The organism is Streptomyces sp. NPDC025651 (genome assembly GCF_055558735.1).
In genome coordinates, this window is sequence record NZ_JBVHLZ010000003.1 from 387,056 (window position 1) to 411,021 (window position 23,966).

Here is a 23,966-nt window from a genome sequence, read left to right on the forward strand (position 1 = left end):
GGCGCGTCGGGAAGATCTCGGCCCCCGAGGGAGTTAGTAGAAACGTGAACGACATCGGGGTACGAGACGCAGCCGCCACGACGGCGGTACAGGACGTGGACGTGGTCGTCGTCGGCGCCGGGCAGGCGGGTCTGTCCGGCGCCTACCACCTGCGGCGGGTCGGCTTCGCGCCGGACCGGGACTTCGTGGTCCTCGACCACGCGCCCCGGCCCGGCGGCGCCTGGCAGTTCCGGTGGCCTTCACTGACGTACGCCAAGGTCCACGGCATGCACGCGCTCCCTGGCATGGAGCTCACGGGCGCGGACCCCGCGCGCCCGTCGTCGGAGGTCATCGGGGAGTACTTCGAGGAGTACGAGCGCCGCTTCGGCCTGCGGGTGCGGCGCCCCGTCGACGTGCACGAGGTCCGCGAGGGCGACGCCGGGCGGCTCCTCGTGGAGACCTCGGCGGGCACCTGGTCGACGCGCGCGCTGATCAACGCGACGGGCACCTGGGACCGGCCGTTCTGGCCCCGCTACCCGGGCCAGGACACCTTCCGCGGGCGGCAGTTGCACACGGCGATCTATCCCGGGCCCGAGGCGTTCGAGGGCCAGCGGGTGATCGTCGTGGGTGGCGGCGCCTCCGGCACGCAGCACCTCATGGAGATCGCCCCGTACGCGGCGGCGACCACCTGGGTCACCCGGAGCGAGCCGGTGTTCCGCGAGGGCCCCTTCGACGAGAACTGGGGGCGCTCGGCCGTCGCCCTGGTCGAGGAGCGCGTACGCCAGGGCCTGCCGCCGAAGAGCGTGGTGTCGGTGACGGGGCTGCCCGTGAACGACGCGATCCGGCAGGCGCGGGCCGACGGGGTGCTCGACCGGCTGCCGATGTTCGACCGGATCACGCCGACGGGCGTCGAGTGGGACGACGGCCGCCGCGTGGACGCCGACGTCATCCTCTGGGCCACGGGATTCCGCCCGGCGATCGAGCACCTCGCGCCGCTGCGTCTGCGCGAGGCGGGCGGCGGCATCAGGATGGAGGGCACCCGCGCCGCCGCCGACCCCCGCGTCCACCTGGTCGGGTACGGGCCTTCGGCCAGCACGATCGGTGCCAATCGCGCGGGCCGTGCGGCGGTACGGGACATTCGGCGGCTGCTGGCGGGGGCGCCGGTCGCGGTGTGAGGGCGCCCCCTCCCGGACGCTAGGGCAGGTACAGCGTGTAGAGCAGCTTGTCCGGCACGACCGGCGGGCTGCCCTGCAGCGCTCCCGTGGTGGCGTTGTCGACGATCCCCTTCTTCACCTGCGCCGGAGTGTCCTTCGGCCGGAAGGCGAGGTGGAGCGCGGCCGCGCCGGTCACGTGTGCGGTGGCCATCGACGTACCGCTGAGCGTCGTGGTGGACGTGTCGCTGTCCTTCGAGGCGGACGGGATCAGTACACCGGGCGCGAACAAGGAGACACACGCGCCGTAGTTGGACGACGAAGCCCGGCGGTCACCGCTGTCACTGGCGCCGACGACGATCGCCTCGGCCACCCGCGAGGGCGAGGTGTTGCAGGCGCCGCCGGACTGAGCGGCACTGCCCGCCGAGACGGCGTAGGTGACCCCGGAACTGATCGAGTTGCGCACCGCCGTGTCGAGGACCTGGTTCGCCCCACCGCCGAGGCTCATGTTCGCGACGGCGGGCCGCTTCGCGTTCTTCGTCACCCAGTCGATGCCGGCGACGACTCCCGAGGTGGTGCCCGAGCCCTGGCAGTCCAGGACGCGCACCGCCACCAGCCTGGCCTGCTTGGCCACCCCGTACGTCCTGCCCGCGGCGACGCCGCCCACGTGGGTGCCGTGGCCGTGGCAGTCGTCGCCGTTGCGGCCGTCGCCCACGGTGTCGACCCCGACCGAGGCGCGCCCGCCGAACTCCGTGTGCGTGGTGCGCAGTCCGGTGTCGATGACGTACACGCTCACGCCGGGAGCGGTGGTGCGATAGGTGTACGTGGTCGACAGCGGAAGGCGGCGCTGGTCGATGCGGTCCAGGCCCCAGGGCGCGTTGGGCTGCGTGGTGTCGGCCGCGGGCCGCACGGAGCGCGGGGCGTCGATCCTGAGGCGGGTGTCCTGACGGACGTACGCGACACGGGGGTCCGCGGCGAGCCGCTCGGCCTGCGTCCGGCTCATCCGCGCGGAGAAGCCGTGCAGCGCCGCCCGGTACACGTGTCCGAGCCGCGCGCCTTCGGCCCGGCCGATGAGCTCGCGCGCCACGGAGGGCACGGCGTCGGCGGCCGCCGCCGAGCGGTCGCCCTTCAGCACGACGATCCAGCCGTCCGGCACGGCCGCCTCGGAGCCGCTCGCGAGCCGTACGTCCCCGGCGGAGCCGCCGGAGGCCGCGTGGGTGGCGGAAGGGGCGACGCCGAGCTGGAGTCCGGCGGCCATGAGCGCGGCGGACAGCAGCACCGCTGCCGGCCGCCGACGGGAGGGCATTCTCATTCCCGGTGCACCTGAACCTTTCGTTGACCAGGGGTGGGGTCGGGTCATGTGCGGTGCTCGGTGCGGTCGTTGCCGATGGTGCGGCGCGGAGCGCACGCCAGCCTCTCGCGCCGTCCCGCAGGGCACAAGAGGCCGGAACACGCCGACCGGCATCCCCTTCTCGTGCCCCTCGTACGCCGCTCAGGGCGCGGCCACGTTCACCAGGCTCTTGTGCGGCAGGTAGTGGGGCGCGCCGAACCGGCGGTGGGCCGTGGTCACGCCGTCCAACCGCGCGATGGCCTCGGCCAGTTCATGCGCTCCGCCCTGCTCGGCGAAGCGCCGCCAGGCCGTCAGGTCCTCCCACTCCGCGTGGTTGAGCACCCTGTGGCCGTCCTTGCTCGCGTGGAAGTGGGCCGCGAGCAGGCCGGGCGGGCGCAGCCGCTCCAGCATCGCGATGACGGTGTCGGCGAGGGCGCGCTGGCTGTCGGGCCCTTCGGTCTCGAACGTGGGGGTGACCAGGGCGCCGGGAGTGCGGCCCGCGCTCTCCTCGGGCGCGTAGCTGCCGTGGAGCGCGTAGCGCACGAGGCCGGGGCGCTCGATGCCGGGCACGATCCGGTCGACCTCACTGACGCTCTGGGCGCGCCGGGCCCGCGCCCATGCGAGGTGCGCATCGTCGTCCGTCCACTGCGCGTAGACGAGGACCTGGGTGCCGTCCTCGCTCAGGAACGTGGTGATCGAGAGCATCGCGTCCGGGCGCTCCTCGTCCTGCCACCCCCGGACGACGAGGTCCGCGGCCTGCCGCTGGACGTCCGGCGTGGGCATGATCCAGGAACTGACGAGGATCGTGCCCGCGTCCGGGCGCCGGACGTCGGGGAAGGCTGCGGGGGTCGGTGCGGGCATGGCCGGCTCCTCCTGGGGCTGCGGTGACGTGGCCGGAGGAAAGCGTCGTACCTGAACCGCGGTTGAAGTCAAGGCGGAGCCGGCCAGGAGGGGCGCGGGAGGCGAACGCGGCTACCTCGCCTGGTTCTTGTTGAACTCCGCGACATGCTTCTGGTGTTGCTCGAAGCTCGACGTGAAGCGCGTGTCCCCCGGCTTCACGGTCACGAAGTACAGCCAGTCCCCCGGCGTCGGGCTGGTCGCCGCCCGCATCGCCTCCTCACCGGGGTTGCCGATGGGCGTCGGCGGCAGGCCCATGCGCGCGTAGGTGTTGTAGGGGCTGCTGATCTTCGTGTCGCGGTCGCTGGTGGCCAGCGTGGAGCGGTTCAGGGCGTAGTTGATGGTGGAGTCCATCTGCAGCGGCATGCCCTGGTCGAGCCGGTTGTAGATGACCCGGGCGACCTTGCCCATGTCCGCCTTCGAGCCCGCCTCGGCCTCGACCATGCTCGCGATGGTGACGGTCTGGTACACGTTCACGGCGTTGCGGTCGGCGCCCGCCGTGACGTGCCCGCCGCTGAACTTCTTGTTCGCCGTGTTCACCATGTACGACAGCACGGACGCCGGCGTCGACTGGGAGCTGATCGGATACGTCGCCGGGAAGAGGTACCCCTCGGGGTTGCCCCCGGCGTCGCTCGGGAGTTTCAGGTCGGCCTTGGGAAGGGCCTTCTTCGTCGTGCCCGAGGGCACCTTGAGGGCCTTGTCCACGGCCGCGTACACCTGGCCCGAGCGCCAGCCCTCGGGAATGGTCAGCGACTCGGGCCGTGCGGCGTCGTCCGGGAGCAGCAGCGGCACCGCCACGGCGGTGGCCGCCGCGACGGCTCCGGTCGCGATCAGGGCGATCCTGCCCCGCCGCGTCAGTCGAATCGTGCCCCGTCGCGGAGTCTTGGTCTGCATGCGGGCACGGTAACCCGCAGATGCGGGCATTCCCGGCATATCGTCATGCAGTCGGCTCCGCTCGTCACGCGGTCGGCCCCGGTCTCATGCGGTCGGCTCCAGCTGGGCGTCCCTGCGGACGAGGGCGGCGTACCGGCCGTCGCGCTCCATGAGCTCCTCGTGGGTGCCGCGCTCGACGGCGCGGCCCGCGTCCAGGACCACGATCTGGTCGGCGCCGCGGACGGTGGAGAGCCGGTGGGCGATGGTGAGGGTGGTCCGGTTCGCGGACAGGGCGTCGATGGCCTCCTGCACGGCCCGCTCGGTGCGGGTGTCCAGCGCGCTGGTCGCCTCGTCGAGGATGAGGACCGGCGGGTCGCGCAGGATGGTGCGGGCGATGGCCAGACGCTGCTTCTCGCCGCCGGAGAAGCGGTGGCCGCGCTCGCCGACGACCGTGTCGTACCCGTCGGGCAGGGACGCGATGTGGTCGTGGATCTGGGCGGCACGGGCCGCGGCGACGAGCTCCTCGTCGGTGGCGTCGGGCTTGGCGAAGCGGAGGTTGTCCGCGACCGAGGCGTGGAAGAGGTAGGTCTCCTGGGAGACCACGCCGACGGCGCGGGCGAGGGTGTCGAAGTCGAGGTCGCGCACGTCGACGCCGTCGAGGGTGACGCGGCCGCCGGTGACGTCGTAGAGCCGGGGCACCAGGTGGCTGAGGGTCGACTTGCCGGATCCCGTGGGGCCGACCACCGCGAGGCTGCCGCCGGCGGGTATCGCGAGGTCGATGCCCTGGAGCGTGGGCCCGGACTTCTCGTCGTAGCGGAACTCGACGCCCTCGAAGCGGACTTCGCCCTTGACCTTGTCCAGGCGCACCGGCCTCTCGGGCTCGGTGATGTCGACGGGCAGGTCGAGGTACTCGAAGATGCGCTGGAAGAGCGCGAGCGAGGTCTGGATCTGCACGCCGGTGGAGAGCAGGCTCACGGTCGGCCGGAACAGGCCCTGCTGGAGCGAGACGAAGGCGACGAGCGTGCCGATCGAGACGGTGGGGCCGCCCGCCTGGAAGGCGATGCCCGCGGCCCAGTAGATGACGGCGGGCATGGCGGCCATGACGACCGTGATGACCGCCATGCGCCAGCGCCCCGCCATGTTCGAGCGGACCTCCAGGTCGACGAGGCGCTCGGACTCGTCGGCGAAGGACCGGGTGAGGGAGTCGGCGCGGCCCATCGTGCGCCCGAGGACGATGCCGCTGACCGAGAGCGACTCGGTGACGGTCGCGGCCATGGCGGCCATCTGCTTCTGGCGCTGCGTGGCGATCTTCTTGCGCTCGCGGCCCACGCGGCGGCTGATCCACACGAACACCGGCAGCAGGAGCAGCGAGACGACGGTCAGGCGCCAGTCCAGGGCGAGCATGGCGACGACCGTCGCGATCACGCTCGTGAGGTTGGAGACGAGGGAGGTGGCGGTGGAGGTGACGGTCGCCTGCATGCCGCCGATGTCGTTGGCGATGCGGGACTGGACCTCACCCGTGCGGGTCCGGGTGAAGAAGGCCAGGGACATGCTCTGCAGCCGGCCGTAGACGGCGGTGCGCAGGTCGTGCATGACCCGCTGCCCCACGGAGGTGCTGATCAGCGTCTGCAGGACGCCGAAGACGCTCGTGACGACCGCGCCGAGGATCATGCCGAGCGCGAGCAGGCTCAGCAGGCCCGTGCGGCCTTCGGGCAGGGCGGTGTCGAGGATCTCCTTGAGGAGGAAGGGCGTGGTGACCGAGACGAGGGAGGCGGCGCAGACCAGCAGGCCCACGATCGCGAGGCGGCCTCGGTAGGGACGGAAGAGGCGAAGGATGCGGCGCATCTGGCGCGGCGGCTCCTGGCCGGGGGCCTGGGGCGGCGGCGTCCAGGTCGGTTCGTCGTGACGCATGGGCTCCTACGGGGTGCGGGGGTCAGGGGACGGACATCGGTGAACGATGAAAAACTTCAGGGAGCATAGCTCACTGTTACCTATACTCACAATGCACAAGGTCCTGATAATCTTCCCGTCATGAGCACCCCGGACACCGACTCATGAGCGCCCCGGACACCGACGGCCCCCTCGCCGAACAGCTGCTGCGGCTCACCCGCAGGCTGCACCGCATCCAGAAGCGCCATCTGGAGCCGGTGGGAGTCACCCCTGCCCAGTCCCGTCTGCTGCGCACCCTCGCGCACTACGACGCGCCTCCGCGCATGGCCGACCTCGCCCAGCGCCTGGAAGTGGTTCCGCGCGCCGTCACGAGCCTGGTCGACGGCCTGGAGTCGGGCGGCCTGGTGCGCCGCGTGCCGGATCCGAGCAATCGCCGCGTCATCCGGATCGAACTGACGGATGCGGGGCAGGACGCCCTGAAGAAGCTGCGCAGCGCGCGCCGGGCCGCCGCAGAGGACATCCTGGCTCCACTGACCGCCGAACAGCGCGAGGTGCTCGGCGGTCTGCTGTCCGCCCTGCTCGACGACCCGGACGGCCGCTGCTGACACCGCCGAGGGAGAGCCCATGCCGCTCCTTGAGCCCGATCCGGACGCCCTGCGCCCCACGTCGCCCGCGCGGGGCCCTTCGCCCGACCGCGTGCCCGACGGGCAGGCCTCGGGCACCCCGGAGCCCCTGCGCTGCGAGCTGACCGCGCTCCTGAGCGCGGACAAGGTCCTGACAAAGGTCTCCGACCTGGTGCGGTACGCCTCCGACGCGAGCCCCTACCGCTTCGTGCCGCAGGTCGTGGTCGTCGCCGAGGACATCGACGACGTCTCGACCGTCCTGTCGTACGCGCACGGCAAGGGCCGCGAGGTCGTCTTCCGCGCGGCGGGGACGTCCCTGAACGGCCAGGCCCAGGGCGAGGACATCCTCGTGGACGTACGCAAGCACTGGTCGGGCATCGAGGTGCTCGGGGACGGCGAGCGGGCCCGCATCGGCCCCGGGACGACGGTACTGCGCGCCAACGCCACGCTCTCCCGCCACGGCCGGGTGCTCGGCCCCGACCCGGCGAGCGCCATCGCCTGCACCATCGGCGGGGTCGTCGCGAACAACGCCTCCGGCATGACCGCGGGCACCACCCGCAACTCCTACCGCACCGTCGCCTCGCTGACCTTCGTCCTGCCCTCGGGGACGGTCGTCGACACGGCCGAGCCGGACGCGGACGACCGGCTCGCGCACGCCGAACCCGCCCTGTGCCAGGGTCTGCTCGCCATCAAGCGGGAGATCGAGGCGGACCCCGAGCTGGTCGCCCGCATCCGCGCCAAGTACCAGATCAAGAACACCAACGGCTACCGCCTGGACGCCTTCCTCGACGGGACGACCCCCGTGGAGATCCTGCGCGGCCTCATGGTCGGCTCCGAGGGCACCTTCGGCTTCATCTCCGAAGTCGTCTTCGACACCCTGCCGCTGGACCGGCACACCAGTACCGCCCTGCTCTTCTTCCCCTCGCTGCCCGCGGCCGCCGCGGCCGTTCCGGTGTTCAACGCGGCGGGCGCGCTCGCCGTCGAGCTGATGGACGGCAACACGCTGCGTGCCTCGGTCAGCGTCCAGGGGGTGCCCGCCGACTGGGCCGGGCTCCCGAAGGCGACGGCCGCGCTCCTCGTGGAGTTCCGCGCCCCGGACGAGGCCACGCAGGAGGCGTACGAAGCGGCCGCGGTCAAGGCCCTCGAAGGGCTCGAACTGGTCGCCCCCGTCGCCTCGGTGACCAACACGTTCACACGCGACGCGAAGACGATCGGCGGCTACTGGAAGGCGCGCAAGGCCTTCGTCACCGCCGTCGGCGGCTCCCGCCCCTCGGGCACGACCCTGATCACCGAGGACTTCGCGGTGCCCCCGGGAAAGCTCTCCGAGGCCTGCGAGGCCCTGCTCGACCTGCAGACGCGGCACGGCTTCGACGCCGCCGTCGCGGGCCACGCGGCCCACGGCAACCTGCACTTCCTGCTCGCCTTCGACGCGGCGGTCCCCGCCGACGTGGAGCGTTACGCCGCCTTCATGGACGACTTCTGCCGCCTGACCGTGGAGCGCTTCGACGGCTCCCTCAAGGCCGAGCACGCCACGGGCCGCAACATCGCGCCCTTCCTGGAGCTCGAATGGGGGCCGCAGGCAACCGAGTTGATGTGGCGCACGAAGCAGGTCATCGACCCCGACGGGGTCCTCGCGCCCCGCATCGTCCTCGACCGCGACCCCAAGGCCCATCTGCGCGGCCTGAAGACCATCCCCACGGTGGAGCCGATCGCCGACCCGTGCATCGAGTGCGGCTTCTGCGAACCGACCTGCCCCAGCGAGGACTTGACCACGACCCCGCGCCAACGCATCGTGCTGCGCCGCGAGATGATGCGCCAGCCCGCGGGCTCCCCCGTCGAGGACGGCCTCGTCGAGGCGTACGGCTACGACGCCGTGGACACCTGCGCGGGCGACTCGACGTGCAAGCTCGCCTGCCCGGTCGGCATCGACACCGGCGCCCTGATGAAGGACCTCCGGCACGCCCGTCACTCGCCGCGCGAGGAGCGGATCGCCGCCCTCACGGCCAAGAACTTCAAGGCCGTCGAGGCGTCCGTGCGGCTCGCGGTGGCCGCCGCCGACAGGATCGGCGACCGCCTGCTCACCGCGGTGACCCGCACCGCCCGCAAGGCCGTGCGCCCCGACCTCGTACCGGAGTGGCTGCCGCAGATCCCCGGGGCCGCGGCGCGCGGACTGCCGCGCACCGCGCGCGTGGGCGCGTCGGCCGTCTACTACCCGGCGTGCGTCAACCGCATCTTCGGCGGGCCCGGCGACCGCTCCCTGGCCGAGGCCGTCGTCGCCGTCTCCATGCGCGCGGGCAAGCCGGTGTGGATTCCGGACGACGTCGCGGGGACGTGCTGCGCGACGATCTGGCACTCCAAGGGGTACGACGCGGGCAACAGGGTCATGGCCAACCGCATCGTCGAGGCGGCCTGGGGCTGGACCGCGGGCGGCCGCCTGCCGCTGGTCGTCGACGCCTCGTCGTGCACGCTCGGCATCGCGCACGAGGTGGTGCCCTATCTGACCGACGACAACCGCGCGTTGCACCGGGAACTGACGATCGTCGACTCGATCGTCTGGGCCGCCGACGAACTGCTCCCCCACCTCACCGTGCGCCGCACGGTCGGCTCAGCCGTGCTGCACCCCACCTGCTCCATGCGCCACCTCGGCGACGAGGCGCAGTTGCGCGCGGTGGCCGAGGCGTGCGCGGACGAGGTGGTCGTCCCGGACGACGCCGGGTGCTGCGCCTTCGCGGGCGACCGCGGCATGCTCCACAAGGAACTCACGGAGTCGGCCACCGCGAAGGAGGCGGCGGAGGTCGCCGCCCGCCCCTTCGACGCGCACCTGTCGGCGAACCGCATGTGCGAGGTCGGCATGGACCACGCGACGGGTCGCGGCTACTACTCCGTGCTGCTTGAGCTGGAGCGCGCGACCCGTCCCTGATGAAGTCGGCGCCGGGGGGGGGCGCCCACTCGTCGACGCGCGATCCCGTCCCCGCGCGATAAGTCCAACTCTCCGATCACTACAGCCTCTTGCGTGTCGTCCGCACCGCCATCAAGGTGACTTCCGCCCAGTGGTAGAGACCACGACGACGGAGGTCCGATGCACGACGAGAACGCGACACCGCTCCCGGACGAAACGACCGACACCACCGCCGACGGCCACTCACGGCGTGCGGTGCTCCGCACGGCAGGTCTCGCGGGCGCGGGGCTCGGCCTCGGCGCCTTCACGGCCGGGGCCGCCCAGGCGGACGCCCCGGAGACCGCCGCGGCGGCAGCCGACGCCGCGCCCGCCCGCAAGGGCGCCACCATGATCGGCGTACCGTTCGACCGGCGCTCCACGGTGCGCGTCGGGATCATCGGGCTCGGCAACCGCGGCGGCTCCATGATCGACCTGTTCCTCGCGATACCCGGCGTGCGCGTCGTCGCGCTCTGCGACCCGGTCAAGGAGAAGACCGCGGCCGCCGCGAAGAAGGTCACGGCCGCGGGCCAGCCGGCCCCGGCGACCTACACCAAGGGCGAGCACGACTACGAGAACCTGTGCAAGCGCGGCGACCTCGACTTCGTGTACGTGGCGACGCCGTGGGGCTTCCACTTCGAGATGGCCAAGTCGGCGATGCTGAACGGCAAGCACGTCGGTGTGGAGTGTCCGATCGCGATGCGCCTGGACGAGCTGTGGGAACTGGTCGACCTGTCGGAGCGGACCCGCAGACACTGCATGCAGCTGGAGAACTGCTGCTACGGCAAGAACGAGATGCGCGTGCTGCGGATGGCGCACGCGGGCAAGTTCGGCGACCTGCTGCACGCGGCCGGTGCCTACAACCACGATCTGCGCGGCCTGATGTTCGACCCCGACTACTACGAGGGCCCGTGGCGCCGCCTGTGGCACACCCGGCTGCGCGGCGACCTCTACCCCAACCACGGCTTCGGCCCGACGGCCAACTACATGGACGTCAACCGCGGCGACCGCGTCACGCACATCTCCAGCTTCGGCACCCCCGCCCTCGGCCTCGCCGAGTACCGCAAGGAGCACATGCCGCCGGGCGACCCGAGCTGGAAGGAGACGTACATCGAGAGCGACCGCACGATCAGCCTCGTCCAGACGGCGAAGGGGCGGGTCATCCGCCTCGAACACGACGTCTCCACGCCCCACCCCTACAGCCGCATCAACAGCCTCGGCGGCACGCGGGGCGTCTTCGAGGACTACCCCGAGCGCATCTACATCGAGCCGGACCACACGAACGACGAGTGGGGCGACTTCGGCAAGTACGCCGCCGAGTTCGACCACTGGCTGTGGAAGGAGCACTCCAACCCGCCGGGCGGGCACGGCGGCATGGACTACATCATGATCTTCCGCCTGATGCAGACCATGCAGCTCGGCCTCGTCCCCGACTTCGACGTGTACGACGCGGCGACGTGGACGGCACCCGTGCCGCTGAGCCATCTGTCCATCAAGGCGAAGGGCGCGCCTCAGGCGATCCCGGACTTCACTCGCGGACTGTGGCAGAAGGCACGTCCGGGAGTGGACTCGCAGAAGCCCAAGGAGTAGCCGGGGCACGGGACTTGAGCCCGGCGGTGCTCACCTCGGCACCGCCGGGCTCCTTCGCGCGGGAGACCACGAAGACGGCCACGCGGTTGCCGAGCAGGTTCGTGGCGACGCGCATCGCGTCCACGACGCGGTCCACGCCGTTGGACGGCCGAGCCCGCGCGGGGCCCGCATCGGCGTAAATCTTGGATCTTGCTCCAAGAGCGGGCGCCCGCAAGCCTCTCGCGGACAGCGGCTTGCGGGCGGGGACTTGCGGTCAGCAGCGTGCGGTCAGCACCGCTGCCTGTCCTCCGTCAGGGCTCCCTGGACCGTGGCCAGCGTGCGGTCGTGGCAGCTCGCGTCGCCGATCAGCCGGTAGCGCTCGCGCGAGGTGCCGACGGCGTGCCGCTGGTCGCGCGGGACGTTCACCGTGTACGTCGCGTCGCCGTCGTAACGGTCGTCGAGCACCGACCAGTTGGTGCGCCGACCGCCGTGCCTGGTGACGCTCTCGGCGCGGTCGCCCAGGGAGATCTCGGTGCGCAGCCGGTCGCCGTCCCCGAGGGTGGTGGTGCCGTCCATCGTGTACGTCCGGTCGGTGCGCACCGACCGGCCGCCCGTGGTGACCGTCTCGCGGTCGGTCCAGGTCGCCTTGAGCGCGTCCGACGCCTCGCCCTCGGTCCAGCGGTGGACGGAGGTGTTCGCGAGGGTGCGGTCGACGGTCGTCGTGACGCGCCCGTGGGAGGTGTTCACATAGCCGGAGACGCTGAGCCTGTGGCCGCCCTCGGTGTCGAGGCGGTGCTCGGCCGTGGGCGAACCGGGCGTGTACGTGGCCTCGTTGGCGAGGTCGCCCTCCTCGTGGCGGGTGAGCCTGCCCGTGACGTGGTCGCTCTTCTCGTCCTGCCAGACCAGGACGTTCACCGGGGTGCTCCAGCCCGTCTGCGCCTTCGGTACGCCGACGACGGAGACCTCCACCTGGTGCGGGCGGCCGTCGTTGAGCATGCCCGCGAACGGCGTCAGGTCGTACTCGATGGGTTTGATGTCGAAGGCGCGGGGCCCCGGAATCACGTACCAGAGGAAGGGGTTGGACCAGCCGCCGGTCCACACCGTCGGGAACGGCGCGGCGATGCCCGCCGTCTTGCCGTCGACCTTGACCTGCACCTCGCGGTAGGGGCCCTGGTCCGCCTTGCAGGAGTAGGGCGCGGCATCGGGCACCGTCAGGTACCAGTACTCCTCGCAGCCGCCGCCGGAACCGGTGGCGTAGACCTCGGCGACGATCCGTTCGCTGTTACGGGGTGTGGTGAGGGTGGTTCCGGCGGTGCCGTCGCCGAGGGGGATGACGCGGTCGGGAGTCGTGTTCGGCCGCGGCGGCCCCTTCGGCTCCTCCCGCTTCTCCGGCTCGTAGAACGTCAGCGTGGCCTTGACGTCGATGATCCCGGTGTAGGTGTCGTTGACGACGTTCCCGATGAGCATCTCGACCCGCTGGTCGCGGCTCAGCGTCTCGCTGTAGCGGGTGACGTCCTTCTCCACGGACCAGGCGATGCCGTCCTCCGACGGCTCCGGAGTGGACGTACGGAAGACTTCTACGCCCCCTATACGGAGGTAGCCGAGCCGGTCGTACTGCCTGCCCTTCACCTTTCCGTCGAGGCGCAGGACCACCTTGCCCCAGCGGCCTCGGCCGCATGCGCCGGGCGGCGTGTAGTCGCCCTTGTAGGGCGTGAAGTCCTTGAACTGCGCCTCGGCGACGGTCACTTCGCAGGACTTGGTGTGCGGCTTCGGGATCGGGGGCGCGGCGGTGACCGGGTCGTGCCAGTCGGTGCCGAACTCCGGAGGGGGCGTGTCGGCCGCGGCCGGACCCGCACCGAGGAGGGTGCTCGCCGCAAGCGTGGCCCCGGCGAGCATGGACATGACGCGTCTTCTCATGGGGGATTTCTATGGGCAGTTGGCGATCACCGCAATGGCGACGTCCGGCGATGACCGCGATGGCACCGCCCGCGGCTCGGGGACACCCCTCAAGGGGGCGCTCACGCCTTGAGGTTCATCCTGTCCCCCATCACCACGACCGGGTGCTGCTTCGGATCGAGCGTACGAAGGAGGTACTCCATGCCCGACTTGGACAGACTCACACAGCCCGACGTGCCGCTGCCGTGGTCCATGTGCAGCCAGATGCTGCCGCCCTTGGACTGACCCTGCGGCCGCGTCGGGTCGTTCGGCGGGGTGCCCTTGGCGCGGTTGTAGTCGATCGCGATGACGTAGTCGAAGTCGTGCCAGTGCGTCTTGGGCCAGTAGTGCGGGGCCTGCATGGACGACGACTGCGTGTACGGCAACTTGGCGCCCGGATCCGCGAGGACGCCTCCCGCGTCCGTGAGCGTGAACACGCCGACCGGGCTGCGCTTGTCGTCCTCGTGGTGGTCGGTGGTCCAGCCCTTCTTGCCGTTGTGCCCCGGCCAGCTGCGGACCTCCTCCCAGGTGTCGTCCGAGCTCCCCGACTTCGTGTACAGGACGACGGTCGACTTCGCCCAGTTCACGCCGTCGCCGTACACCGCCACGACCTGGCGCGAGTTCTTGGGGATCTTGGACTGCAGACGGTCGCCGACGTCGGGGATGCGCTTGAGGTCGGCCGCTCGCGCGTCGGCCCCGCCCTCCGCGCTCTTGCCGTGCCCCGCGCCGCGGTTCTCCTGCTTCGACGCGTCGTCGCTCCCGCCCGCGCAGGACGTCACAGACGTCGCAAGGACACCGCAGGCCGCTGCCGCGACCACCGCTCGCACCGCACCGGCTATTCGCATCGGTCCATGGTCGCACCCGGTCGCGACACCCCTGGCCGGGCCGGCGGCTCACGGGAGGAAGGGGACCGATTCTTTACCCCGGGGCGGAAAACCGTTTGCTTCGGACCACCCTGCGAGGCGAACCTTTCACGGTTTGTTACCGCCGTCCGCTCCCCGTTCGCTTCGCCGGGGCAGACGACCGCCGCACCGAGTTCTGGGACGTCATGCAGATTCGCGATCTTCCGTATACCGACCCCGGCGTGCCGGATGCCCGGTCGGGGCCGCGCTTCCTGCTGTGGCTGGGCCGCAACCAGCTCGGCGGGCAGCTCAAGTCCCTTGCCTGGGGCCTGCTGCACTTCACCTCCATCGCGGGCCTGCCCTACATGGTCGGCATCGCCGTCGAGGCCGTGCTCGACGGCTCCGGAGAGCGGCTCGCCCTCGCGGGTGCGCTGATCGGCCTCCTCGGGGTCGCCACCGCGGTGGGCGACACGATGCTGCACCGCACCGCCGTCACCAACTGGATCACGGCGGCGGCCCGCGTCCAGCAGCTCCTTGCCCGCAGGACCGCGCTGCTGGGCTCCGCACTGACCCGACGCGTCGCCGCCGGTGAGGTCGTCGCGGTCTCCACGGGCGACGTCGAGAAGATCGGCTGGTTCGTGGAGGCGCTGTCGCGGTTCGCGGCGGCCGCCCTCACGGTCGTGCTGGTCTGCGTCGGCCTCGTCGTGTACCAGCCCGCGCTCGGCGTCGTCGTCGCCGTGGGCATCCCTGTGCTCGCCCTCGCCGTGATCCCGCTGCTGCCCCGCGCCACGCGCCGGGCCGACTTCCAGCGCGAGAAGGCGGGGCGCGCCACCGAACTGGCGTCGGACACCGTCGCCGGACTGCGCGTGCTGCGCGGCATCGGAGGCGAGGAGCTCTTCCTCGACCGCTACCGCCGCGCCTCGCAGGAGGTCCGCACGGCCGCGGTGCGCAGCGCCCGGATGTGGGCGGCGATCTCGGCGATCCAGGTCCTGATGCCGGGGCTGCTGCTGATCGCGGTCGTCTGGCACGGCGTGTACCTCGCCCGCGAGGGCCGCATCACGGTGGGCGAACTCGTCACCGTCTACAGCGCCGTCATGATGCTCAACTATCCGCTGCGGCACTTCGAGGAGATCGCCATGGCGTACTCCTTCTCCCGGCCTTCCGCGAAGCGGGCCGCTCGGGTGCTGTCGTTGGAGCGGGCAGTGGAGGGGGCGGGGTCCGGGACGGGGCCGCGGGCGGCGGGCGCGGCTTCGGACGCGGGCGCGGCGTCCGACGTGGGCGCGGCGTCCGACGTGGGCGCGGCATCCGGCGCGGGCGCGGCGTCCGGCGCGGGCGTCGTTCCCGGCGTGCCGGCCGGTGACCTGTACGACCCTGCGACCGGGCTGCTCGCCCCGTCCGGGCGGCTCACCGCGGTGGTGTGCGGCGACCCGGACGAGGCCGGCCGCCTCGCCGAACGACTCGGCGGACACCCGGCGTTCGAGGAGGCCGCGGAGCTGCCGTCCGTGCGTCTCGGGGACGTACCGCTCGACGATCTGCCGCTGTCCACCGCCCGCACCGCCGTCCTGGTCCAGGACAAGGACCCGATCCTGCTCTCGGGAACGCTGCGCGCGCTCCTCGACGTACCCGCGTCGGGAGCCGTCAGCGCCGAGGAGGCACTGGAAGCGGCGCAGTGCGCGGACGTCCTGGACGCGCTGGCGCAGACGTCGGTGGACGACGACCCGATGGCCGCCCACCTCACCGAACGCGGCCGCTCCCTCTCCGGAGGACAGCGCCAACGCCTCGCCCTGGCCCGGTCGTTGGTCACCGACCCCGAGGCCCTGGTGCTCGACGAGCCGACGTCCGCCGTCGACTCGCACACCGAGGCCCGTGTCGCCGACGGCATCCGGCGGCTGCGCATGGGCCGCACCACGGTGGTCCTCACCTCCTCGCCGCTGCTCCTGGACCGCGCCGAACGCGTCGTCTTCCTGGCCGACGGCGAGGTCGCCGCGGTGGGCGCCCACCGCGAACTGGTCCACACCGAACCGCGGTACCGCGCGGTCGTGACCCGTGAGACCGAGGCGGAGCTGGTCGCCGCGGAAGCCAAGAGGGACCGCGGCACGGACTTCGACACCACCTTCGACACGGACTTCGACACGGACTTCGACATCGAGGAGACGGCATGATCGGCCTGGCGCCACCGGAGTACGACCCGGCGGCCCCCACCACGGCGGAGACCCTGCCCATCGGCTCGGCAGCGACCGTACGTACCTATGTGCGCGAGCTGTTCCAGCGCCACCGGGGTGCCTTTCTGCTGCTGATCGGCGTGAACACCGTCGCGGTGGTCGCCTCGATGGTCGGTCCCTATCTGCTCGGCGACCTGGTCGAGAAGGTTTCGGACGGCGCGGGCGACCTCCATCTGGAACCCACCATCGGCCTGTTCGCGGTCGCGCTCCTCGTCCAGGCCCTCTTCGTACGTGAAGTGCGGCTGCGCGGCGCGATGCTCGGCGAACGGATGCTGGCGGATCTGCGCGAGGACTTCCTCGTGCGCTCCGTAGGACTGCCGCCCGGTGTCCTGGAGCGGGCCGGCACCGGTGATCTGCTCTCGCGGATCACCACGGACATCGACCGCCTCGCCAACGCCATGCGCGAGGCGGTGCCGCAGCTCGCCATCGGCGTGGTGTGGGTGGCGCTGCTGCTCGGCGGGCTCGTCGTGACCGCGCCGCCGCTGGCGCCCGCGGTGCTCGTCGCGGTGCCGCTGCTCGTCGTGGGCTGCCGGTGGTACTTCAAGCGGGCGCCCGCCGCCTACCGTTCGGAGGCCGCCGGGTACGCCGCCGTGGCCGCCGCCCTCGCCGAGACCGTGGACGCGGGGCGGACCGTGGAGGCCCACCGCCTCGGCGAGCGCCGCATCGAGCTGTCGGAGCGCCGCATCAAGGAGTGGACCGCCTGGGAGCGCTACACCCTCTTTCTGCGGTCGGTCCTCTTCCCGGTGATCACCTTCACCCACACGATCGTGCTCTGTTCGACGCTGATGATCGGCGGTGTCTTCGTCCTCCAGGGCTGGATCGACGTGGGTCAGCTGACCGCGGGCGTCCTCATCGCGCAGATGCTCGTCGACCCGCTGGGGATCATCCTGCGCTGGTACGACGAGCTGCAGGTCGCCCAGGTGTCGTTGGCCCGCCTCGTCGGCGTCCGCGACATCGAGCCTGACTCGGGTGACGCCTCGGTGACTCCGGACGGACGCCATGTGCTCGCCGACGACGTGCACTTCGGTTACCGCCCGGGCGTCGACGTGCTCCGCGAGGTGTCCCTCGCCGTCGAGCCCGGCTCGCGCGTCGCCCTCGTCGGCCCGTCCGGCGCGGGCAAGTCGACTCTGGGCAGGCTGCTCGCCGGGATCTACGGACCGCGCACCGGCCGAGTGACCCTGGGCGACGCGGAGCTGTCGGCCATGCCGGCGGAGGAGGTGCGCGCCCATGTGGCCCTCGTCAACCAGGAGCACCACGTCTTCGTGGGTTCCCTGCGCGACAACCTCCTCCTGGCGAGGACCGGGGCGCAGGACGCCGAACTGTGGGCGGCGCTCGGCGCGGTCGACGCGGCCGACTGGGCACGCGCTCTCGACGAGGGCCTGGACACCGAGGTCGGCTCGGGCGGCTTCGCGCTCACGCCCGCCCAGGCCCAGCAGATCGCCCTGGCGCGCCTGGTCCTCGCCGACCCGCACACGCTGGTCCTGGACGAGGCGACGTCGCTCCTCGATCCGCGCGCGGCACGGCACCTGGAGCGCTCGCTCGCCCGCGTCCTCGACGGCCGCACGGTGGTGGCGATCGCCCACCGGCTGCACACCGCGCACGACGCGGACGTCATCGCGGTGGTCGAGAGCGGCCGGATCAGCGAGCTGGGCAGCCACGACCAACTGGTGGCGGCGAACGGCGCGTACGCGGCGCTGTGGCGGTCCTGGCACGGGTAGGGATGGACGGCCGCAGCCTTGCCGGCCGGGTGCCCGGGACACCGGCGCCCGGCCGGGCTCAGTGGGCGCCGGACCAGGAGCACCAAGAGCACCAGGAGTGCCTGGGACGCCTGGACGGCCCACGCGTGGCATGAGCCCGTCCGCCGTCCTCCACCACGACGACCAGGGCACACTCCGTGTGACCAGTTGCACTCTGTGTGACAAGCCGTGGTCGGGTCCAGGACGGTGGCCTCCGGTGTGCGGCTCGGTGAGGGCCTGCCCGCCCCGTGGGCAAGGGCGGGCGCACCGGCGGAGTCCGGCCCTCAGATGAAGTTGAGCGCGGCCGCGCCGCCCACTCCCCCGAGCAGCATGAACACCGGCATCAGCACCTTGAGCTCGATCCAGCTGCCGGCCCGGAACCGCAGCGCCTTCGGCGGCCCGATCGGATACCAGCGCTTGCGGCCGATGGGGATGGGCCACAGGATCGGGCACCCGGAGACGGTGAGGGCGTCCCCGAAGTCGTGCACCAGCGCGCCGAGCACGATCGGCAGCCCCAGCCACAGGTACTCCTGACCGGGCGCGGTGAACAGCCAGTCCGAGCCGTTGCCCGGCTTGTCCAGGACACCCGCCAGGATCCAGGCGCTCGTCGCGGCGAGCAGCCACACCAGCACGTCGCTGCTCGACCCGCGGGCGGCCCGCCACAGCAGGCCTTCGATGGCGAGCACCATGTGGACGAAGAGGATCGCGAGCACGGCCCAGCGCCCACCGAAGATCGCGAGCGCCGAGGTGCCCGCTCCTATCAGCACCGCCCAGAGCCAGGTGTGCGTGAGCGTGCGGTGACCGCCGGAACGGCGCGGGTCCCCCTGCTTGCGGGTCGCCTTGTAGACCGCGTAGGAGAGCTTGTCGACGATCTCGCACAGGCCCCGCGAGAGCGGGCCGAAGGCGCGCGAGATGGTCGCCGACTTGTGGTCGAGGTCGGGCGCGAGGGCCGCTCCGGCGCAGATCAGCGCCCCTACGAGGAGGACCGGCCAGGGCATCGTGTGCCCCGCGGCCGCCGCGGCCGCACCGACTCCGAGCCAGGCCGCCGCCCCCGAGAGTGAGTGTGCCGGTCCCATCATTGCTGTTGCCCGCCCCATTTCCATTGTTCTGACGCCCCGTTGGCGACACAGCGTAGCGTTCGTGATCTTCGTAAGAACCTCCGGTTCCCTGATCGGGTGAGAAGGAAGGCAAGATGGGGGTGTGACCCTTATTGATCAGCTGCCGCCGGACGCCGACCCCGATGCCCTCTTCGAAGCCTTCTCGTCGTGGGCCGAGGACCAGGGCATCACTCTCTACCCGGCCCAGGAGGAGGCGCTGATCGAGGTGGTCTCCGGGGCAAACGTGATCTTGTCCACGCCGACCGGCTCCGGCAAGAGCCTGGTCGCGGCGGGTGCGCACTTCACCGCGCTCGCCCAGGACAAGGTCACCTTCTACACGGCGCCCATCAAGGCGCTGGTGTCGGAGAAGTTCTTCGACCTGTGCAAGCTCTTCGGCACCGAGAACGTCGGCATGCTGACCGGCGACGCGTCGGTGAACGCCGACGCCCCCGTCATCTGCTGCACGGCCGAGGTCCTCGCCTCGATCGCGCTGCGGGACGGCAAGGACGCCGACATCGGCCAGGTCGTGATGGACGAGTTCCACTTCTACGCCGAGCCGGACCGCGGCTGGGCCTGGCAGATCCCGCTGCTCGAACTGCCCCAGGCGCAGTTCATCCTCATGTCGGCGACGCTCGGCGACGTCAGCATGTTCGAGAAGGACCTGACGCGCCGCACGGGCCGCCCCACCTCGGTCGTGCGCTCCGCGACGCGGCCGGTGCCGCTGTCGTACGAGTACCGCCTGACGCCCATCACCGAGACGCTCACCGAGCTCCTGGAGACCAAGCAGGCGCCGGTGTACATCGTGCACTTCACCCAGGCCCAGGCCGTCGAGCGGGCGCAGTCGTTGATGAGCATCAACATGTGCACGCGCGAGGAGAAGGACAAGATCGCCGACCTGATCGGCAACTTCCGCTTCACCACCAAGTTCGGCCGCAACCTCTCGCGCTACGTGCGCCACGGCATCGGCGTCCACCACGCCGGCATGCTGCCCAAGTACCGACGCCTGGTGGAGAAGCTCGCGCAGGCCGGCCTCCTCAAGGTCATCTGCGGCACGGACACCCTGGGCGTCGGCGTCAACGTCCCGATCCGCACGGTGCTGTTCACCGCCCTCACCAAGTACGACGGCAACCGCGTCCGCACCCTGCGCGCGCGGGAGTTCCACCAGATCGCCGGGCGCGCGGGGCGCGCGGGCTTCGACACGGCGGGCTTCGTGGTCGCGCAGGCGCCCGAGCACGTGATCGAGAACGAGAAGGCGCTCGCCAAGGCCGGCGACGACGCGAAGAAGCGCCGCAAGGTGGTCCGCAAGAAGGCTCCCGAGGGCTTCGTCGCCTGGAGCGAGACGACCTTCGAGAAGCTCATCGCCTCCGAGCCCGAGCCGCTGACCTCCCGCTTCCGCGTCACGCACACCATGCTGCTGTCCGTGATCGCCCGCCCGGGCAATGCCTTCGAGGCGATGCGCCGTCTCCTGGAGGACAACCACGAGCCGCGCAAGCAGCAGCTGCGGCACATCCGCCGGGCCATCGCGATCTACCGCTCCCTGCTCGACGGCGGCGTCGTGGAGAAGCTCGACGAGCCGGACGCCACGGGCCGCATCGTGCGCCTGACGGTCGACCTGCAGCAGGACTTCGCCCTCAACCAGCCACTGTCGACCTTCGCCCTCGCCGCCTTCGAGGTGCTCGACCCCGAGTCGCCCTCGTACGCCCTCGACATGGTGTCCGTCGTCGAGTCCACCCTCGACGACCCGCGCCAGATCCTCGCCGCCCAGCAGAACAAGGCGCGCGGCGAGGCCGTGGCCCTGATGAAGGCCGACGGGGTCGAGTACGAGGACCGGATGGAGCGGCTCCAGGACATCACGTACCCCAAGCCGCTGGAGGAGCTCCTCTTCCACGCGTACAACACGTACCGCACCAGCCACCCGTGGGTCGGCGACCACCCGCTGTCCCCGAAGTCCGTCATCCGCGACATGTACGAACGGGCGCTGTCGTTCACCGAGTTCACGTCCTTCTACGAACTCGCCCGCACCGAGGGCATCGTGCTGCGCTACCTCGCGAGCGCGTACAAGGCCCTGGAGCACACCATCCCGGACGACCTGAAGTCCGAGGACCTCGAGGACCTGATCGCCTGGCTCGGCGAGATGGTCCGTCAGGTGGACTCCAGCCTCCTCGACGAGTGGGAGCAGCTGGCCAACCCCGAGGTCATGACGGCGGAGGAGGCCCAGGAGAAGGCCGACCAGGTCAAGCCGGTCACGGCCAACGCCCGCGCCTTCCGTGTCCTGGTGCGCAACGCCCTCTTCCGCCGGGTCGAGCTGGCCGCCCTCGACCACGTCGAGGAGCTGGGCGAACTCGACGCCGAGTCCGGCTGGGACGCGGACGCGTGGGGCGAGGCCATGGACAAGTACTGGGACGAGTACGAAGATCTTGGCACCGGTCCCGACGCGCGCGGCCCCAAGCTGTTGCTCATCGAGGAGGATCCTGAGCACGGTCTGTGGCGCGTCCGCCAGACGTTCGCCGACCCGAACGGCGACCATGACTGGGGCATCAGCGCGGAGGTCGATCTCGCGGCCTCCGACGAGGAGGGCCGCGCCGTCGTCCGGGTCACGGACGTCGGCCAGCTCTGAGCGTCCCGAGGATCCGCGTGTCCCGGACAGGAGTCGAGGAACTGTCATGAACAATCCCGCCGACCGGCTGGTCGATCTGCTGGACCTGGAGCAGATCGAGGTCAACATCTTCCGGGGCCGCAGCCCGCAGGAGTCCCTGCAGCGGGTGTTCGGCGGGCAGGTCGCCGGGCAAGCGCTGGTTGCGGCGGGGCGCACCACCGAGGGCGACCGCCCGGTGCACTCGCTGCACGCGTACTTCCTGCGCCCGGGCCGGCCCGGGGTGCCCATCGTGTACCAGGTCGAACGGGTCAGGGACGGGCGCTCCTTCACCACGCGCCGCGTCACCGCCGTCCAGCAGGGCCGCACCATCTTCAACCTCACCGCCTCCTTCCATCAGCCCGAGCAGGGCGCGTTCGAACATCAGCTGCCGCCGCGCATCGCGGCTCCCGACCCGGAGTCGCTGCCGACGGTCGCCGAAGAGATCAAGGAGCACCTCGGCGCGCTCCCCGAGCAGTTGGAGCGCATGGCCCGGCGCCAGCCCTTCGACATCCGCTATGTGGACCGGCTGCGCTGGACCGCCGAGGAGGTCAAGGACGCCGAGCCGCGCAGCGCGGTGTGGATGCGCGCCGTCGGCCCGCTGGGCGACGATCCGCTCGTGCACACCTGCGCGCTGACCTACGCCAGTGACATGACGCTCCTCGACGCCGTCCGCATCCCGGTCGAGCCGCTCTGGGGCCCCCGCGGCTTCGACATGGCGTCTCTCGACCACGCCATGTGGTTCCACCGCCCCTTCCGCGCGGACGAGTGGTTCCTCTACGACCAGGAGTCCCCCATCGCCGTGGGGGGCCGCGGCCTCGCCCGTGGTCGCATCTACGACACCGAGGGCCGACTTCTGGTGTCGGTGGTGCAGGAGGGGCTGTTCCGGCCGTACGGGGAACGCCACATGGACGGTCCGACAGGCGCCTGAGCGACAACAGGTGCCTGAGCGACAGCAGACGCGTGAGCACCAGAAGATCCATACGGGAGGCACAGTGCGACGGATCGACGTGGCGGAACGGCGGGCGCGCCTGGCCCTGCGCCACCGTCTGACGACGGACACCCGGTCCGACGACCCCGTCGAGGTGGCCCGGTCGCTGCTGGCCCTGCACGGCACCGACCCGTCGTCGGTGTACGTCGGCGCCTGGGCCCGCATGCACGACGGCCGGGTGGCGGACGTGGAGCGCGCCCTGTACGAGGACCGGTCGCTGATCCGGTTCATGGGGATGCGCCGCACCGTCTTCGTCTCGCCCCTGGACGTGGCTCCCGTGCTGCAGGCGGCCTGCTCGCGGGCGGTCGCCGCACGGGAGCGCCGCCTCCTCCTGAAGATGCTCGCGGAAGCAGGGGTCGCCGACGACGCGACCGGAGTGGCGGCGTGGCTGGCGCAGGCCGAGGAAGTGGCGCTGCGGGCCCTCAAGGAGCGGGGCGAGGCGACCGCGGCGGACATCGCGAGCGACGACCCTCGCCTGAGCACCGAGCTGGTCATGTCGCGCGGCAAGAGTTACGAGGGCCGCCAGAAGCTGGCCAGTCGCCTTCTTCTGCTGCTCGCCGCCGAGGGACACGTGGTGCGGGGGCGTCCGCGGGGCACGTGGACCTCTCACCAGTACCGCTGGGCGCCGCTGGCCGACTGGTTTCCCGGTGGCCTCGCCGACTGGGACACCCAGGAGGCCGAGGTGGAACTCGCCCGGCAGTGGCTGCGGACGTTCGGCCCGGCCACGGCGGACGATCTGCGGTGGTGGGCCGGCTGGACCAAGACGCAGACGACACGGGCCCTGACCCAACTGCACCCCGTCGAAGTCGATTTGGACGGAACGACCGGGCTGCTGCTCCCCGACGACCTGGAGGAGACCGCCCGCCCCGAGCCGTGGGCCGCTCTGTTGCCGGCACTCGACTCCACACCGATGGGCTGGCAGAACCGCGGCTGGTTCCTGGGAGAGCACGGCCCGCGCCTCTTCGACAGGAACGGCAACATCGGCCCGTCCGTGTGGTGGAACGGCCGCGTCGTCGGAGGCTGGGCCCAGGACTGCGGCGGAGAGATCGTCTGCAGGTTCCTCGAGGACGTCGGCGCGGACGCGCAGCGCGCGGTCCAGGCCGAGGCCGAGCACCTCGCACCGCGCCTGGGCGGCGTACGACTCACCGCTCGCGCGCGGGGCCGCACATGGCTCGAACAGGAACTGGCCGGCTGAGGGCCGCAACGGGGACCAGCGGGACACGACAGGCATCTTTGTCTCCGTTCGAGAAGGATTTCGGCGCGG

General features: G+C 71.5%; 16 protein-coding genes. 9 read left to right on the forward strand and 7 right to left on the reverse strand.

Annotated features, from left to right (window positions below; all coding sequences use genetic code 11):
• The first annotated feature begins 44 nt into the window (after positions 1-44).
• Positions 45-1,154 (forward strand): NAD(P)-binding domain-containing protein, encoded by a 1,110-nt coding sequence (locus ACZ4D5_RS14010; RefSeq protein WP_467772591.1) that lies wholly within the window; start codon positions 45-47, stop codon positions 1,152-1,154.
• A gap of 19 nt (positions 1,155-1,173) precedes the next feature.
• On the opposite strand, the gene ACZ4D5_RS14015 is transcribed toward ACZ4D5_RS14010, so the two are convergent.
• The 4 genes from ACZ4D5_RS14015 to ACZ4D5_RS14030 form a co-directional block, all read right to left on the reverse strand.
• Positions 1,174-2,442 (reverse strand): S8 family peptidase, encoded by a 1,269-nt coding sequence (locus ACZ4D5_RS14015; protein WP_467772592.1) that lies wholly within the window; start codon positions 2,440-2,442, stop codon positions 1,174-1,176.
• 180 nt (positions 2,443-2,622) lie between these two features.
• The gene (locus tag ACZ4D5_RS14020; RefSeq protein ID WP_467772593.1) at positions 2,623-3,321 is read right to left on the reverse strand and encodes an antibiotic biosynthesis monooxygenase; all 699 of its coding nucleotides are present in this window, start codon (positions 3,319-3,321) and stop codon (positions 2,623-2,625) included.
• A 111-nt stretch (positions 3,322-3,432) separates the two neighbouring features.
• The gene (gene mltG, locus ACZ4D5_RS14025; protein ID WP_467772594.1) at positions 3,433-4,251 is read right to left on the reverse strand and encodes an endolytic transglycosylase MltG; all 819 of its coding nucleotides are present in this window, start codon (positions 4,249-4,251) and stop codon (positions 3,433-3,435) included.
• Between the two features lie 84 nt (positions 4,252-4,335).
• Positions 4,336-6,141 (reverse strand): ABC transporter ATP-binding protein, encoded by a 1,806-nt coding sequence (locus ACZ4D5_RS14030; RefSeq protein WP_467772595.1) that lies wholly within the window; start codon positions 6,139-6,141, stop codon positions 4,336-4,338.
• Positions 6,142-6,284: 143 nt separating this feature from the next.
• Here ACZ4D5_RS14030 and ACZ4D5_RS14035 point away from each other — a divergent pair, with 143 nt between their 5' ends.
• The 3 genes from ACZ4D5_RS14035 to ACZ4D5_RS14045 all read left to right on the forward strand — a co-directional run bounded on the left by ACZ4D5_RS14035 (position 6,285) and on the right by ACZ4D5_RS14045 (position 11,268).
• Complete coding sequence (locus tag ACZ4D5_RS14035; protein ID WP_467772596.1) at positions 6,285-6,725, forward strand: MarR family winged helix-turn-helix transcriptional regulator; 441 nt, start codon at positions 6,285-6,287, stop codon at positions 6,723-6,725.
• A 19-nt stretch (positions 6,726-6,744) separates the two neighbouring features.
• Complete coding sequence (locus ACZ4D5_RS14040; RefSeq protein WP_467772597.1) at positions 6,745-9,663, forward strand: FAD-binding and (Fe-S)-binding domain-containing protein; 2,919 nt, start codon at positions 6,745-6,747, stop codon at positions 9,661-9,663.
• A 159-nt stretch (positions 9,664-9,822) separates the two neighbouring features.
• Positions 9,823-11,268: a Gfo/Idh/MocA family protein gene (locus ACZ4D5_RS14045; protein ID WP_467772598.1), complete on the forward strand. Its 1,446-nt coding sequence runs from the start codon at positions 9,823-9,825 to the stop codon at positions 11,266-11,268.
• 267 nt (positions 11,269-11,535) lie between these two features.
• On the opposite strand, the gene ACZ4D5_RS14050 is transcribed toward ACZ4D5_RS14045, so the two are convergent.
• Both ACZ4D5_RS14050 and ACZ4D5_RS14055 read right to left on the reverse strand, forming a co-directional pair.
• The gene (locus tag ACZ4D5_RS14050) at positions 11,536-13,164 is read right to left on the reverse strand and encodes a peptide-N4-asparagine amidase (RefSeq protein WP_467772599.1); all 1,629 of its coding nucleotides are present in this window, start codon (positions 13,162-13,164) and stop codon (positions 11,536-11,538) included.
• A gap of 101 nt (positions 13,165-13,265) precedes the next feature.
• The gene (locus ACZ4D5_RS14055) at positions 13,266-14,027 is read right to left on the reverse strand and encodes a L,D-transpeptidase family protein (protein ID WP_467772600.1); all 762 of its coding nucleotides are present in this window, start codon (positions 14,025-14,027) and stop codon (positions 13,266-13,268) included.
• A gap of 203 nt (positions 14,028-14,230) precedes the next feature.
• Between ACZ4D5_RS14055 and ACZ4D5_RS14060 the strand changes: the two genes are divergently transcribed.
• Positions 14,231-16,186, forward strand: coding sequence for an ABC transporter transmembrane domain-containing protein (locus ACZ4D5_RS14060; protein ID WP_467772601.1), 1,956 nt, complete (start codon positions 14,231-14,233; stop codon positions 16,184-16,186).
• Entirely contained in the window at positions 16,183-17,964 is a 1,782-nt protein-coding gene (locus ACZ4D5_RS14065) for an ABC transporter ATP-binding protein (protein WP_467772602.1), read from the forward strand. The genes ACZ4D5_RS14060 and ACZ4D5_RS14065 overlap by 4 nt, the downstream gene beginning before the upstream one ends.
• 302 nt (positions 17,965-18,266) lie before the next feature.
• On the opposite strand, the gene ACZ4D5_RS14070 is transcribed toward ACZ4D5_RS14065, so the two are convergent.
• Positions 18,267-19,061: a metal-dependent hydrolase gene (locus tag ACZ4D5_RS14070; RefSeq protein ID WP_362337987.1), complete on the reverse strand. Its 795-nt coding sequence runs from the start codon at positions 19,059-19,061 to the stop codon at positions 18,267-18,269.
• Positions 19,062-19,182: 121 nt separating this feature from the next.
• Here ACZ4D5_RS14070 and ACZ4D5_RS14075 point away from each other — a divergent pair, with 121 nt between their 5' ends.
• The 3 genes from ACZ4D5_RS14075 to ACZ4D5_RS14085 all read left to right on the forward strand — a co-directional run bounded on the left by ACZ4D5_RS14075 (position 19,183) and on the right by ACZ4D5_RS14085 (position 23,897).
• Complete coding sequence (locus ACZ4D5_RS14075; RefSeq protein ID WP_467772603.1) at positions 19,183-21,696, forward strand: DEAD/DEAH box helicase; 2,514 nt, start codon at positions 19,183-19,185, stop codon at positions 21,694-21,696.
• A 46-nt stretch (positions 21,697-21,742) separates the two neighbouring features.
• Complete coding sequence (locus ACZ4D5_RS14080; protein WP_467772604.1) at positions 21,743-22,642, forward strand: acyl-CoA thioesterase; 900 nt, start codon at positions 21,743-21,745, stop codon at positions 22,640-22,642.
• Positions 22,643-22,715: 73 nt separating this feature from the next.
• Positions 22,716-23,897: a winged helix DNA-binding domain-containing protein gene (locus ACZ4D5_RS14085; protein ID WP_467773025.1), complete on the forward strand. Its 1,182-nt coding sequence runs from the start codon at positions 22,716-22,718 to the stop codon at positions 23,895-23,897.
• Positions 23,898-23,966: the final 69 nt, after the last annotated feature.

Bases quoted from the DNA above. Each gene is read 5' to 3' on its own strand.
- ACZ4D5_RS14015 (WP_467772592.1), bottom strand. From the start codon at position 2,442: ATGAGAATGCCCTCCCGTCGGCGGCCGGCAGCGGTGCTGCTGTCCGCC.
- ACZ4D5_RS14020 (WP_467772593.1), bottom strand. From the start codon at position 3,321: ATGCCCGCACCGACCCCCGCAGCCTTCCCCGACGTCCGGCGCCCGGAC.
- mltG (WP_467772594.1), bottom strand. From the start codon at position 4,251: ATGCAGACCAAGACTCCGCGACGGGGCACGATTCGACTGACGCGGCGG.
- ACZ4D5_RS14030 (WP_467772595.1), bottom strand. From the start codon at position 6,141: ATGCGTCACGACGAACCGACCTGGACGCCGCCGCCCCAGGCCCCCGGC.
- ACZ4D5_RS14035 (WP_467772596.1), top strand. From the start codon at position 6,285: ATGAGCGCCCCGGACACCGACGGCCCCCTCGCCGAACAGCTGCTGCGG.
- ACZ4D5_RS14040 (WP_467772597.1), top strand. From the start codon at position 6,745: ATGCCGCTCCTTGAGCCCGATCCGGACGCCCTGCGCCCCACGTCGCCC.
- ACZ4D5_RS14045 (WP_467772598.1), top strand. From the start codon at position 9,823: ATGCACGACGAGAACGCGACACCGCTCCCGGACGAAACGACCGACACC.
- ACZ4D5_RS14050 (WP_467772599.1), bottom strand. From the start codon at position 13,164: ATGAGAAGACGCGTCATGTCCATGCTCGCCGGGGCCACGCTTGCGGCG.
- ACZ4D5_RS14055 (WP_467772600.1), bottom strand. From the start codon at position 14,027: ATGCGAATAGCCGGTGCGGTGCGAGCGGTGGTCGCGGCAGCGGCCTGC.
- ACZ4D5_RS14060 (WP_467772601.1), top strand. From the start codon at position 14,231: ATGCAGATTCGCGATCTTCCGTATACCGACCCCGGCGTGCCGGATGCC.
- ACZ4D5_RS14065 (WP_467772602.1), top strand. From the start codon at position 16,183: ATGATCGGCCTGGCGCCACCGGAGTACGACCCGGCGGCCCCCACCACG.
- ACZ4D5_RS14070 (WP_362337987.1), bottom strand. From the start codon at position 19,061: ATGATGGGACCGGCACACTCACTCTCGGGGGCGGCGGCCTGGCTCGGA.
- ACZ4D5_RS14080 (WP_467772604.1), top strand. From the start codon at position 21,743: ATGAACAATCCCGCCGACCGGCTGGTCGATCTGCTGGACCTGGAGCAG.